The sequence below is a fragment of the Baekduia sp. genome (assembly GCF_035318805.1).
GTDB lineage: Bacteria > Actinomycetota > Thermoleophilia > Solirubrobacterales > Solirubrobacteraceae > Baekduia.
Genome location: NZ_DATHDY010000002.1, coordinates 1 through 13663 on the forward strand (window position 1 = coordinate 1; position 13663 = coordinate 13663).

Genomic DNA, 13663 nt, shown 5'->3' on the forward strand with positions numbered 1-13663 from the left:
CCGCAGCCGCTGGCAGCACCCAACGACAACGGGCGGGGCGCTTCGCGCCCCGCCCACCCGCCACGGGCCTGAAAACCGGCCCACACCCAACAGCGGCCCCGCCAGACCACGCCCGCGCCGCTTAGCGACCCACGCTCCTAGGCCTCGGCGGCGACCGGCGTGTCCTCGTCCTCGGCGACGCCGCCCTCGACCGGGTCGGAGTCGAGCTCCGCGGCGTCGGCCTGCGCGAACAGCGAGGGGTCGCGCTTGGAGCCCTTGATGATGTCGTCGGGCGTCGACAGGATCCGGCCCTGCTTCATCGTGAAGTAGCTGGCGTAGGGGTGGTGGGCGATCATCGCCAGCGTCGACTGCTCGGGCACCGCCGCGTAGCCGTCGCTGAGCTCCATGCCGATCCGGGAGAGGTCCAGCAGCGCGTCGACCTTCTCGTGCTCGGACTGCTCCGGCACGGCCGGATAGCCCCACGAGTAGCGGCGGCCCTGGGTCACCGGGATGCCGAGGTCCTCGCGCACCTTGTAGTGCAGCCACTCGGCCAGGCCCTCGGCCGTCTGCACGCCGAGGCCGTGGACGTAGAGCTGCTCGGCGAACTCGCCGTCGGCCTCCAGCTTGGCCATCAACTCGGTGACCTCGTCGCCGACGGTCACGACCTGGAGCCCGATCACGTCGAGCTCGCGGCTCTCCTTCGGGCGGTAGAGGTCGGCCGCGCTGAGGTGGGCGTTGCCGGGCTGGCGCGGGCAGTACAGGCGCTGCAGCACGGTCTCGCGGTCCTCGGGGTCGAGCACGACGATGTCGTTGCCCTCGCTGTAGCAGGGGAAGTACCCCAACAGCGCGCGGGGATGCAGGTAGGTCTGCTCGCGCCACATGCGCTCGAGCCGGGGCCGGAAGCCCTCCTCCTCGTCGGTGCCGTCGACGAGGTCCTTCCACGCCTGGCCCTTGACGCCCTTGCCGCCCCAGTGCAGCTTGAACAGCACGTGGGTGTCGAGGTGCGGGTAGACCTCGTCGAGGTCGACCGGGATCTCGCGCACGCCCCAGAAGGGCGGCTCGGGGATCGGGTTGTCGGTCGGCAGCTCGGAGCGCTCGGTGCCGCTCGTGTCGAGCACCTCGATCTCCTCGCCCTTCTCGCGGAAGTGGTCGGCGTCGGTGCGGAGCTTGTCCAGCAGCGCTGCGCGCGGCTCGTCCTCGACGATCTTGTCCATGACGGCCAGGCCCTCGAACGCGTCCTTGCAGTAGAAGACGCCGGGGCCGTAGAGCGTCGCGTCGTCGAGCCCGTTGACGTGCAGCGTGCGGTAGCTGAACGCGCGGTTGATGGCCGCGCCGCCGATGAGGACCGGGAACTCGAGGCCCTCGCGCTGCAGCTCCTGCACGGCCAGCGGCATCTGCTTGGAGGTGCTCACCAGCAAGGCGCTGAGCCCGATCGCCGTCGCGTCGTGCTCCTTGGCCGCCTCGATGATCGTCGAGACCGGGACCTGCTTGCCCAGGTCGACCACCGTGTAGCCGTTGTTGGTGAGGATGGTGTTGACCAGCGACTTGCCGATGTCGTGCACGTCGCCGAACACGGTCGCGATCACGACGGTGCCCTTGGTGTAGCCCTCGATGCGGTCGAGGTAGTTCTCCAGCTGGGCGACCGCGCGCTTCATGACCTCGGCGCTCTGCAGAACGAAGGGCAGGATCAGCTCGCCGGCGCCGAACTTGTCGCCGACCTCCTTCATGGCGGGCAGCAGCACGCCGTTGAGCACCGGCACCGCGCCGAGCTTCTCGACGGCCGCGTCGATCTGGGCCTCCACGCCGTCCTTCTTGCGGCGCAGGATGTGCCAGTGCAGCGCCTCCTCGGGCTCCATGCCCGCGGTGGGGTCGGCGACCTCGGCCTCGGCGGCCTCGCCGCGCGACTCGAAGTGCTCGATGAAGCGCTGCAGCGCGTCCTCGCGCCGGTTGTAGACGAGGTCGTCGGCGAGTGCGCGCTCCTCCGCGGAGATCTCGCCGTACGGCGTGATGTGATTGGGGTTGACCATCGCGAGGTCCAGGCCGGCCTCGACGCAGTGGTGCAGGAAGACCGAGTTGAGGACCGCGCGGGCGGGCTGGCCGACGCCGAAGGAGACGTTGGAGACGCCGAGCGAGGTCTTGACGCCCGGCAGCGCCTCCTTGACCGCGGTGATGCCCTTGATCGTCTCGACCGCCGACGGCTTCCACTCGTCGTCGCCGGTGGTCAGCGTGAAGGTCAGGACGTCGAAGATCAGCAGCTCGGGATCGAGGCCGTGCTCGTCACAGGCCAGCTCCTTGATGCGCCGGGCGATCTCGACCTTGCGCTCGGCCGTCTTGGCCATGCCGACCTCGTCGATGGTCAGCGCGATGAGCGCCGCGCCGTGCTCGATGGCCAGCGGGACGACGGTGTTGAGCTTGTCGGGCCCCGCCTCGAGGTTGACCGAGTTGACGATCGCGCGGCCGGGCGTCTGCTCCAGCGCGAGCTTGATGACGTCGGGCTCGGTCGAGTCGATCTGGATCGGGGTGGGCTGGCTGAGCGAGACGCGCTTGGCGACCATCCGCATCTGCTGGTCCTCGTCGGCGCGCTCGGTGAGCGCGACGCACAGGTCGAGCACGTGCGCGCCGCCTTCGACCTGGTCCTCGGCGATCTGCACGAGGCCGTCGTAGTCGTCGGCCAGCAGCATCTCCTTGGCCTTGCGCGAGCCCTGCGAGTTGACGCGCTCGCCGACGATCGTCGGGGCCGGCTCCTGGGCCAGCGGCGTCGCGGCGATCATCGAGCTGAGGTGCGGCGCGCGCGGGGCGGGGCGCCCGGACGGCTTGGCGTCCTTGACGCGCTCGGCGATCGCGGAGATGTGGTCGACGGTCGTGCCGCAGCACCCGCCGACGATCGACACGCCGTAGTTGTCGACGAACTCGCCGAGCACCTTGGAGAGCTGATCGGGGCCCTCGGGGAAGATCGTCTCGCCGTTGCGGCCCTGCTGGGGCAGACCGGCGTTCGGGATGCAGTGCACCGGCAGCGGGGAGTGCTCGCCGAGGAAGCGGATCGCGTCGCGCATGTCCTCGGGGCCCGTGGAGCAGTTGAGGCCGATGACGTCCACCTTGAGCGCCTCGAGCGTCGCGAGGACCGCGGAGATGTCGGTGCCCAGCAGCATCTTGCCGCCGTTGGGCAGCAGCGAGACCGAGGTCTGGATCGGCAGCGTGCGGCCCTCGAGCCTGAACGCCTCGCGGGCGCCGAAGATCGCGGCCTTGACCTCCAGGATGTCCTGGGCGGTCTCGATGATCAGGAGGTCGGCGCCGCCGCGGACGAGCCCCTGCGCCTGCTGCGTGAAGATCTCGGCGAGCTCGCGGAAGGTGATCGCGCCGAGCGTCGGGTCGTCGGAGGCGGGGAGGTGGCCGGTCGGGCCGATCGAGCCCGCGACGAACAGGTTCTCGCCGACGGCCCGGCGTGCGATCTCTGCGGCCTTCTGGTTGATCTCGAAGGTGTGCTCGCCCAGGCCCCACTCGTCGAGCTTGAGCTTGCTGGCCTGGAACGTGTCGGTCTCGACGACCTCCGCGCCCGCGCGGACCATCGACTCGTGCAGCTCCTGGATGACGTCGGGCCGGTGCAGGACGAGCGCCTCGTGGCACTTGCCCGCCAGCCCGCCGTAGTCGGCCTGCGAGAGGTCGAACTCCTCCAGCGTCGCGCCCATCGAGCCGTCGAAGACGACGACGTGGTCACGTGCGGCGGCCAGGAAATCACGCATGCGGGGAAGGGTAGCGCAACCTTGACACAACTGTGTCAGGGTAGGTCGGGGCGCGGTCGCAGGACCGCCCGCAGCTCCGCGGTGACCTCGCGCGGCTCGCGGGTCACGCGCTCCCACGTGTAACGGAGCGTCTGGAAGCCGGCGGCCGCGGCGATGGCGTCGCGGCGGCGGTCGGCGTGGAACGCCGCCGTCGTGTCGTGCGTGGCGGCGCCGTCGAGCTCGACGATCACGCCGGCCGGGCCGAAGAGCGCGTCGACCTCCACGAGTCGGTCGCCGAGCGCGAGGTGCACGTTGAGCTGCGGCACCGGCAGGCCAGCGCGCCGGCAGAGCGCGAGGAACGCGTCTTCGAGCTCGCTGCGCGTCGGGCCGGGGGAGGGCGCGCCGAGCAGCGTCTGCAGCTTCGGCGCACCGCGACGGCCGGGCAGCCGCGCCAGCGCCGCCTCGACCGCGCCGAGGTCGAACGCCTCGTGCCGCCCGGCATGGTCCAGGACCCGCTCGAGCCGGTCGGCCGGCAGCAGCTCGGCGAGATCGACCACCGTGCGCGCGAGGCTCGTCACGGGGATCGCGCGGATCACCGTCGTGTCACCCGCAGACAGCCGGCGCGTCTCGTGGACGATCACCGCGTCCAGGCCGCCGCGGCTGTGCGGGACCGTGACCTCCAGTCGTCCGCTGCGCCGCAGGCCCCAGAGCGCTGCCGCCATCAGGTGGCTGGCGACCGCGCGCGGCCCGCACGCGCGGACGGCGGCATAGCGCCGGCCGTCGACGCTCAGCTCCGGGTGGCCGACGGCGTACACGCCCGGGTACTTCCGATGCAGCCGCCCCGTCAGCGCCCGGTGCTGCACCTGGCGCTCGCTGATGCCCGCATCCAGGAGCTCGTGAAGGTCGACGACCCCGTGATGGCTCGCGGCGAGCGACGCGATCGTCACATCAGGGTGGGGTGGCCGCTTCGACCCACCATCTGTGTCGGTGATCCCGGCCACCCCTGCAGGGTGGAGCGGGGCGAGTGACGCGGGGCGCGTGGATCGTCACGAACGTGCGCAGAAACGCCGGAGGCCCCGCGAATGCGGGGCCTCCGAACACGCGTGCGGTGCCGCGGGCCCTACTTGATGAACAGCATCTCCGAGTACTTCGGCAGCGGCCAGAGGTCGTCGGCGACGAGGCCCTCGAGGCGGTCGGCGACCGCGCGAACGGCGTCCATCGCGGGGATGACCGTGTCGCGCATGTACTTGGCGTGCTTCAGCCCGCCATCCGGTCCGTCGTGGTCGTTGGCCTTCTCGAGCGCGAGCAGCGCGGTGTGCAGCTCGGTGACCAGCGGCTCGACCTCGTCGACCAGCACGTCGACGCCGCCGGCCCGCAGCTCCGCCAGGTGGCGCACGGCCGCCGGGAGGATCTGGGTGCGGGCGATCGCCGCCGAGGTCTCGCCCTCGATGTTGAGCTTGGTCGCGTACTGCTCGACGAAGACCTCGTAGCGCGACTCGAGCTCGCGCTGCGAGAGCACGTTGTAGTTCTCGAAGGCCTTGACCGTCTGCTTGTTGATGATCCACGGCAGCGCGTCGGGCGTGGTCGGCAGGTTGTAGAGGCCGCGCTCCTTGGCCTCCGCGTGCCACTCCTCGGAGTAGCCGTCGCCGTTGAAGATGATCGCGCTGTCAGACTCCCAGACGCCCTTCACGACGAGCGGCACCGCGACGCCGATGTCGCCCTTGGCCGCCTTGAGCTGCGTCTCCAGCTCCTTGGTCAGGTCGTCGATGGCCTCGGCCACGATCGTGTTGAGCACCGTGTTGACGAAGCCCAGCGACATGCTGGAGCCGAGCGCCCGGAACTCGAACTTGTTGCCGGTGAAGGCGAATGGCGACGTGCGGTTGCGGTCGCCGCCGTCGCGCGGCAGCTGCGGGAGGACTTCGGCGCCCAGGCCCATAAGGCCCTTCTTCACGCGGCGGCCCTTGCCGGTCGCGATCTTGGTGAACGCCTGCTCCAGCTCGGCGCCCAGGAAGATCGAGATGATCGCCGGCGGCGCCTCGTTGGCCCCGAGGCGGTGGTCCTGGCCGACGTTGGCGACCGAGGCACGCAGGAGCGCCTGGTGCTTGTTGACGGCCTTGATCACCGCGGCGCAGAAGAACAGGAACTGCGCGTTCTCGTCCGGGGTCTCGCCGGGGTTGAGCAGGTTGTGGCCGGCGTCGGTGCCCATCGACCAGTTGTTGTGCTTGCCCGAGCCGTTGACGCCCGCGAACGGCTTCTCGTGCAGCAGGCAGACGAACCCGTAGCGGCGGGCGACGTTCTGCATGATCTGCATCGTCAGCTGCTGGTGGTCGGAGCCGACGTTGGAGTTCTCGAAGATCGGCGCCAGCTCGTACTGCGCGGGCGCGACCTCGTTGTGGCGCGTCTTGACCGGCACGCCCAGCTTCCGCAGCTCCTCCTCGCTCTCCATCATGAACGCCAGGACGCGCTCGGGGATCGAGCCGAAGTAGTGCTCGTCGAGCTCGTGGCCCTTGGGCGGCTTGGCCCCGAAGAGCGTGCGGCCCGTCGTGTAGAGGTCGGGGCGCTCGAAGTAGTACTGCTCGTCGACGAGGAAGTACTCCTGCTCGGGCCCGACCGTCGTGAAGACGCGGCTGGCCTCGGTCTCGCCGAACAGCGCCAGGGCCTTCAGCGCGCTCTTGGACAGCGCGTCCATGGACCGCAGCAGCGGGATCTTGTGGTCCAGCGCCTCGCCCGTCCACGACACGAACGCCGTCGGGATGCACAGGAAGGTGCCGTTGGGGTTGTCGAGGATGAACGCGGGCGACGTGGGGTCCCAGGCCGTGTAGCCGCGGGCCTCGAACGTGGCGCGGATGCCGCCGGTCGGAAACGACGAGGCGTCGGGCTCGCCCTGGACGAGCTCCTTGCCCGAGAACTCGGCGATGGCGTGGCCGTCGCCGGTCGGGTTGTAGAACGAGTCGTGCTTCTCGGCCGTCAGCCCCGTCAGCGGCTGGAACCAGTGCGTGTAGTGCGTCGCGCCCTTCTCCATCGCCCACTCGCGCATCGCCTGCGCGACCGCGTCGGCCAGCGACGGATCCAGCGTCGCGCCGGCTTCGAGCGTCGCCGTCAGGTCGCGGTAGACGTGCTTGGGCAGGCGCGCCCGCTGCTCGTCGACCGTGAAGACGTTGGCGCCGAAGAGGTTGGCCCCAGGGGCGGTCAGGTCGGTGGTGCCCATGGCGCCTCCGTTGACCGACCACTGCGCGGCGGTGACGTTCTGCTGACGGGTTCTCATGGGGCGGGGATTTCCTCCTGGAGGGCGTGCGTGCGTACGGCGACCGACTCGCGGTCGGGCGGCGTCCCAATGAGCCTATGACGCGCGCGTCATAGGTGCCTTGTACCGATGTCCAAACTCCGGCGCAACGCGTTCGCCCTGAGGTCAGGGCCGTCTCGACCGGGTGGCGAATCGGCACCGACGATCTTTCGACATCGGGCTAACGACCGGGGGACACCGCTCCAAGAGACTGCCGGAGCACGCTCGACTAGGAGGTCACATGAGACGTTCCCTGACGGCACGCGCACTGGCATTCGGTGTGCTCGCCGCTCTCGTGGTGCCGGCAACGGCATCGGCAGACATCTACGACTCCGGCTCGTTGCCGGACAGCGTCGGCATCAACTCGATGTGGGTCATCGTGGCCGGCGTTTTGGTGTTCTTCATGCAGGCGGGCTTCGCCTTCCTGGAGATCGGGTTCTCCCGCGGCAAGAACGCCGGCACGATCGTCGCGAAGATCCTCGTGAACTTCTCGATCGCCGCCATCCTGTACTGGGCGGTGGGCTTCGCCTTCGCGTTCGGCGGCGACGCCGGCCACGTCATCGGCACGCACGGGTTCTTCCTGCGCGACTACGGCGATCCGCAGAAGGCCTTCCCGATCATGGGCCTGTCGGACGCCACGATCGAGTCGAAGTTCTTCTTCCAGTTCGTCTTCTGCGCCGTCTCGCTGGCGATCGTCTGGGGCACGACCCTGGAGCGGATCAAGTTCGGCGTGTACGTCCTGTACGCGATCGTGTTCTCCGCGCTGATCTACCCGATCGCCTCGGGCTGGGTCTTCGGTGGCGGCTGGCTGCAGAGCAACCTCGGCATGCAGGACTTCGCCGGCTCGACGGCCGTCCACCTCATCGGTGCGACCGGCGCCCTGGCGGCCCTCCTGCACCTCGGTCCGCGCAAGGGCAAGTACGGGCCCGACGGCAAGCCGCGGGCGATCCCCGGCCACAACATGCCCCTGTTCGGCCTGGGCATCTTCATCCTGTGGCTCGGCTGGTTCGGCTTCAACCCGGGTTCGACGCTCGGCGCGCTGGACGGTCGCTTCACGGAGGTCGTCCTGACCACGAACATCGCCGCCGCCGGTGGCGTGCTGACCGCGGTCCTGACGGCGTACTGGAAGACCAAGTCGATCGACATCGGCATGGCGGGCAACGGCGCGATCGCCGCGCTGGTCGCCATCACGGCGCCCTCGGGCTACGTCGTGCCCTGGGCCGCCCTGGTCATCGGCATGGTCGCCGGCGTCATCGTGGTGTTCGGCGTCTACGCGATCGACAAGTTCGTCGACGATCCCGTGGGCGCGCTCTCGGCGCACGGCCTGGCCGGCATCTGGGGCACGCTCGCCTGCGGCATCTTCACCCACCCACGGCTGGCGAGCTTCAACGCCGTCGGTGACGGGGGCCTGCTGTACACGGGCTCCTTCCACCAGCTCCTGATCCAGGCGCTCGGCGTGGTCACCGTGTTCGCCTTCGTGTTCGTGGCGTCCTACATCGCCTTCGGCGTCATCAAGGCGACGTACGGCATGAGGGTGTCCGAGGAGGAGGAGCTGGCCGGCCTGGACATCTCCGAGCATGGCATGTACGGGTACCCGGAGCAGTTCATTCCCGCCCCGGAGCTCGTCGGCTACGGTGCGGCCCCACAGGGGACCCGCGCCGCTGACGGCGTCGGCCCCATCGCGACTCACACGGAGGTTCCCGCAACATGAAGATGGTCGTTGCCTATATCCGCCACGAGGCGTTCGAGCCGATCCGCACGGAGCTGCTCGAGCTCGGCTTCCCGTCGCTGTCCATCAGCGAGGTGAAGGGCTCGGGGCGGCAGAAGGGCATCACCGAGCGGTACCGCGGCGCCGAGCTCACGAACTACCTCCGGCCGAAGGTCAAGGTGGAGTGCGTCGTGGCCTCGGGTGACGTGCAGGCGATCGTGGACACGATCCTCAAGCACGCCCGCACCGGGGCCGTCGGCGACGGCAAGGTGTTCGTGATGCCCGTCGAAGAGGCGTACCGCGTCCGTACCGGGGAGGCCGGGGAAGAGATCCTCCAGGCCCACCCGGACGCCGCCGCGTCTACGCCCGCGTAAGGAAGGACGACCGAATGGGCGAGGCGGCGGGAAGCATGGATCCCACTCAGGCGGCTTCCGCCGCCTCGCCGGCCGGTTCGCTGGTGGAGCGGCTGCGGTCGGTCCACCTGCGGATGGTCGACGCGGTGCTGGGCGGCGACGGCCTCCAGCAGGTCGCCGCCCTGGCGGCCGAGGCGGCCGGGGCGCCCGTGGCGATCGTCGTGCCGCGGCTCGACGCCGCGGCGGCGGCCGGCGGCGCTCTGGGCGTGAGCGACCAGGTCCTCGAAGAGGTCCGCCGCTACGTCTCCGACCGCGTGCGGGACCGGCCGTCGCAGGTGCCCGAGGCGCTGGCGACGGAGGTCCCGATCCAGTCGGGCGACGACGTCGTCGGCGCGGTCGTGCTGTTGCACGACCCCGACCCGGCGCATCCGCCGGCCTCGCCCGAGGCCGCGGACTTCCTGCACCTCGCGGCGGTCGCGTGCCTGACCGAGGTCGCGGTGGAGGAGGCCAAGGAGGAGGTCGAGCAGAACCTGCGCGGCTCGTTCCTCGAAGATCTTCGGTCCCGGCCCGACCTGGAGCCGCGCGAGGTCGTGCGGCGGGCCGCCCGGCTGGGCTGCGACCTGGCGCGCGGTGCCGTCGTGCTGTGCGCAGAGCTGACGACCGACCGGCCGCGCCACGTGATCGCGACGATCACGGGGGACGAGCCCGGGTCGCTGGCCGAGCACCTCGACGGCCGCGTGTACGCGATCCTGCCGGGCACCGGCGGCGACGACGCGCCGGACACGACGACGGCGCGCGGGCGGGCGCTGGCGACGCGCCTGCGCCGCCACGGCACCGTCGGCGTCTCGAGCTTCTACTCCGATCCGGCGGAGCTCCCGCGCGCGATCCAGGAGGCCGAGCTGGTCCTCGACGTGCTCAAGCAGGGCGAGGGTGGAGGCTGGGACGGCGTGCAGGACATCGGCACCGGCACCTACCGGCTGCTGTTCCGGGTGCTGGCGTCGCACCCCGAGGAGGTGCGCTCGTTCTACGAGGACACGGTCGCGCCGATCGTGCGCTACGACGACCAGTACCGGACCGACCTGGTCGGGACGCTCGAGTCCTACCTCGAGCAGAACTGCAACATGAACGCCACCGCCTCGGCGATCTACGCGCACCGCCACACGGTGGCCTACCGCCTGGAGCGCGTGAAGGAGCTGACGGGCCTTGACCCGATGCTCTCCGAGGACCGCGAGCGCCTCGGCCTCGGGCTGAAGGCCTACCGCATCATCGCGCCGCGGCTGCCGAAGTGATCTGAGCCCGGGGGCGACCGGATCTCTGAGCTGGGAGATCCGGGTCGCTTCGTGATGGATTATCCACGACGGATCGACCCGGACCTCCTGCCCGGCGCTAGTTCGCCGCGTCCGTCGCGCTGACCACGTCGCCCGTCTTCGGGTCGACGGTCACGGCGGCCGGCTCGCTGGAGACGCTGACCGGGAAGGTGCCGGCCGCCTCCTGGCCGTCCTTGGTCTGCGCGCGGGCCTTGCCGTTGAGCCCCGCCGCGACGCGCCAGCGCAACATGTGCGAGCCGGCGACCACGGGGGTCACGTGCCACTCGAAGGTGCGCGACCGGCCCGCGGCCAGGCGGCCCAGCGCCCACGTGCTCACGTAGGCGGTGTCGCCGCCGCGGGGCCCGCGGTCGACGATCCACAGCTGGCGCGTGGGATCGGCCAGGCCGGGGGCCTCGGAGCGCGTGGAGAACCCGCCGCCGCCCTTGGGGTCGTCCGACAGGATCGACACCGCGACGTTCGGGATCTCGCGCGTGTCGGCGTTGCGGACCACGATGCGCATGACCGCGCTGTCGGAGAGCCGCTGACGCTTCGGGAACGACGCCTTGGTCACGTCCACCTTGAACATGCCCGACGGCTCGTTCGCGTCCTGGCGCTCACCGCCGCCGCAGCCCGCGAGAACGCCCGCTGCGGCGACCGCAGCGACGCTCGTCGCCAGCAAGGTTCTCCTGGACCCTCCCACTCCGCGCGGACCGTACCAGAGGAAGGTGTCACGGGTCGCAGGTTGAACTTCTGAGCACGACGGTTCCCGTTTGGCAGCGTTACCGACAGTCACATAGACTGGCCGCCGGCGGGAGGCCTGCGGTTCGCAGGTGCCCCCGAGGGTTGCAAGAGGAGAGGTCCGAGACCGCGTGGTCAGCACGGTTGCCGACCGGGCATTCGCCCCGGCGAGAAGCCTGCTTGAAGAAGTGGGCGACATGATGATCCTGACGGGCAAGACGATGGTGTCTGCCCTCCGTCCGCCGTACCCGTACGGCAGCGAGTTCGTCGGCCAGTTCCTCTTCGCGCTGCGGCTGTGCTGGCTGCCGCTGCTGATCTCCACGGTCGCCGTCTCCTACGGCGCGCCGGGCCTCCAGGCCGCCAACTTCCTCATCCTCTTCGGCGCGCTGGACCGCCTCGGCGGGTTCTTCGTCCTGGCGATCATCCGCGAGTTCGCGCCGTTCGTGTGCGCGATCATCGTCGCGGGCGTCGCCGGCACGGCCATCACGGCCGACCTCGGCGCGCGCAAGATCCGCGAGGAGCTCGACGCCCTGCAGGTGCTCGGCGTCGACCCCGTCAAGAACCTCGTGGTCCCGCGCTTCCTGGCCCTGATGCTCGTCACCGGCCTCTTCGACATCTTCGCGATCATCTTCGGCATCACCGGCGGCCTCATCGCCACGCTCGTCAACGGCGCGCCGCTCGGTCCGTTCTGGGCGACCTTCTTCACGAATGCGTCGACGACGGACCTCTGGGGCTCGCTGCTGAAATGCACGATGTTCGGGGCGATCACGGCGATCGTCTGCTGTTACAAAGGGATGACCGCCAGCGGTGGTGCCGAAGGGGTCGGCAAGGCCGTCAACCAGGCGGTGGTGATCACGTTCCTAGGCGTGTTCGCCTTCAACTACGTGTTTACCCAGACGCTCCTCGCCACCCATCCTGAGATCACGGTGATCCGCTGATGGCCGGATGGTTCGCCCTGCCCCGCGAGTGGATCTCGTCCTTCGGCGAGATCGCGAAGTTCAGCGGCAAGATCCTCGGGCAGGTCTACAGCCTGCGCGTGCTGCACTTCTTCGGGGAGACGCTGCGCCAGTGCGGGGTCCTCATCCTCGGATCGACGCTCGTCATCTGGGGCCTGGTCTTCATCGTCGGCCTGCAGTGCGGCATCGAGGGCGCCTATTTCACGCGTGCGCAGGGCGCGCCCGCCTATGCGGGCGTCTTCGCCGCGTGGTGCGACCTGCGCGAGATCGTGCCCTACGGCTTCGGCTACATGATGTCGGCCAAGGTCGGCACCGGCATCGTGGCCGAGCTCGGCTCGATGCGGATCTCCGACGAGATCGACGCGCTCGAGGTCATGGGCATCGACTCCGTGCTCTTTTTGTGCGCCACGCGCCTGCTGGCCTCGTGGCTGGTCCTGCCGTTCATGTACATGGCGGCCGTCGGCGCCGGCTTCTTCGCCAGCTACCTGGCCGTGGTCCAGCAGATCGGCGAGGTCTCCTCCGGCGGCTTCTCCCTGATCTTCTGGATGTTCCAGAACCCACCAGACCTCTTGTACAGCGTCATCAAGGGCATGGTGATGGCGACGGCCATCGTCCTTGTGGGCTGCTACTACGGCTATCACGCCGGTGGCGGACCGGTCGGCGTGGGGACCGCGACGGCGAAATCGATGGTGATGAACATCGTGCTCGTGCATCTCATCGGGATGTTGGGCACCCAGGTGTTCTGGGGCGCCAACCCACGTGCCCCCATTGGAGGCTGAACCCATGTCCGAGACCCCCCGAGACCCGTACGACGATCCCCGCGGCGACGCGTTCGAAGACGAGCCGCTCGCACCGGCCCCGACGCCCGACGACGAGCGCCTGCGCGCCGACGACGGCGCTGCCGCGACCGCGCGCGCCTCCGTCGTCCGCGAGGCGCCGCCGACCGGCGACGGCGAGGACGACGAGTACCAGTGGCACACCGGCATGAACCGGCCGACGGGCGTCCCCGACGCGGTCGAGTTCATCGACGTCCACAAGTCCTTCGGCCGCAACAAGATCCTGCGCGGCCTGAACATGGGCCTGCCCGAGGGCAAGATCTCGATGATCCTCGGCCCGTCGGGCACGGGCAAGTCGGTGTGCATCAAGCACATGGTCGGCCTGCTGTACCCCGACGAGGGCGACGTCCTGGTCCACGGCGAGTCGGTGCCGAACATGACCGACGACGAGCTGTTCGCCATGCGCAAGCGGTTCGGCGTCCTCTTCCAGGACGGTGCGCTCTTCGGCTCGATGAACCTGATCGACAACGTCGCGTTCCCGCTGCGTCAGCACACCGACAAGAGCGAGGACGAGATCCTCGACATCGTGCGCCGCCGCCTCGACGAGGTGGGCCTGGGGTCGGCGCACGACAAGATGCCCAACGAGCTCTCCGGGGGCATGCGCAAGCGCGCCGGGTTCGCACGGGCGCTCGTCCTCGACCCGAACATCGTCCTCTTCGACGAGCCGGACTCCGGCCTGGACCCGGTCCGCACGGCGCTGCTGTGCGAGCTGATCCAGGAGATCCACGAGGAGAACGGCGGCTGCTACACGGTCATCACGCACGACATCATGAGCGCGCGCCGG

10 protein-coding genes are annotated in these 13663 nt (G+C 69.8%); 6 read left to right on the forward strand and 4 right to left on the reverse strand.

Annotation, left to right across the window (positions count from 1 at the left end; all coding sequences use genetic code 11):
- Nucleotides 1-137: 137 nt before the first annotated feature.
- The 3 genes from VK501_RS00020 to VK501_RS00030 form a co-directional block, all read right to left on the reverse strand.
- Nucleotides 138-3719, reverse strand: a complete 3582-nt coding sequence (locus VK501_RS00020) for a homocysteine S-methyltransferase family protein (RefSeq protein WP_324333343.1) — start codon at nt 3717-3719, stop codon at nt 138-140.
- 35 nt (nt 3720-3754) lie between these two features.
- On the reverse strand, nt 3755-4645 hold the full coding sequence (locus VK501_RS00025) for a type IV toxin-antitoxin system AbiEi family antitoxin domain-containing protein (protein ID WP_324333345.1): 891 nt from the start codon (nt 4643-4645) through the stop codon (nt 3755-3757).
- A 173-nt stretch (nt 4646-4818) separates the two neighbouring features.
- Entirely contained in the window at nt 4819-6963 is a 2145-nt protein-coding gene (locus VK501_RS00030; protein ID WP_324333347.1) for a glutamine synthetase III, read from the reverse strand.
- A gap of 259 nt (nt 6964-7222) precedes the next feature.
- Between VK501_RS00030 and VK501_RS00035 the strand changes: the two genes are divergently transcribed.
- From VK501_RS00035 to VK501_RS00045, 3 genes are read left to right on the forward strand one after another with little or no spacing between them, the layout of a single operon-like run.
- Nucleotides 7223-8692 carry an ammonium transporter gene (locus tag VK501_RS00035; RefSeq protein WP_324333349.1) on the forward strand — a complete coding sequence of 490 codons (1470 nt, stop codon included), beginning with the start codon at nt 7223-7225 and terminating at the stop codon, nt 8690-8692.
- Nucleotides 8689-9063 (forward strand): P-II family nitrogen regulator, encoded by a 375-nt coding sequence (locus VK501_RS00040; protein ID WP_324333351.1) that lies wholly within the window; start codon nt 8689-8691, stop codon nt 9061-9063. Before VK501_RS00035 ends, VK501_RS00040 begins: the two co-directional genes overlap by 4 nt.
- A 35-nt stretch (nt 9064-9098) precedes the next feature.
- Entirely contained in the window at nt 9099-10331 is a 1233-nt protein-coding gene (locus tag VK501_RS00045) for a helix-turn-helix domain-containing protein (RefSeq protein WP_324333353.1), read from the forward strand.
- Nucleotides 10332-10428: 97 nt separating this feature from the next.
- On the opposite strand, the gene VK501_RS00050 is transcribed toward VK501_RS00045, so the two are convergent.
- Nucleotides 10429-11028 carry a hypothetical protein gene (locus VK501_RS00050; protein ID WP_324333355.1) on the reverse strand — a complete coding sequence of 200 codons (600 nt, stop codon included), beginning with the start codon at nt 11026-11028 and terminating at the stop codon, nt 10429-10431.
- Between the two features lie 256 nt (nt 11029-11284).
- Between VK501_RS00050 and VK501_RS00055 the strand changes: the two genes are divergently transcribed.
- The 3 genes from VK501_RS00055 to VK501_RS00065 form a co-directional block, all read left to right on the forward strand.
- Nucleotides 11285-12025 carry an ABC transporter permease gene (locus tag VK501_RS00055; RefSeq protein WP_324333357.1) on the forward strand — a complete coding sequence of 247 codons (741 nt, stop codon included), beginning with the start codon at nt 11285-11287 and terminating at the stop codon, nt 12023-12025.
- A complete protein-coding gene (locus VK501_RS00060; RefSeq protein ID WP_324333359.1) occupies nt 12025-12822 on the forward strand; it encodes an ABC transporter permease in 798 nt (265 codons plus the stop codon). The genes VK501_RS00055 and VK501_RS00060 overlap by 1 nt, the downstream gene beginning before the upstream one ends.
- A gap of 205 nt (nt 12823-13027) precedes the next feature.
- The coding region (locus tag VK501_RS00065) for an ABC transporter ATP-binding protein (protein ID WP_349260953.1) at nt 13028-13663 on the forward strand (636 nt) is incomplete at its 3' end.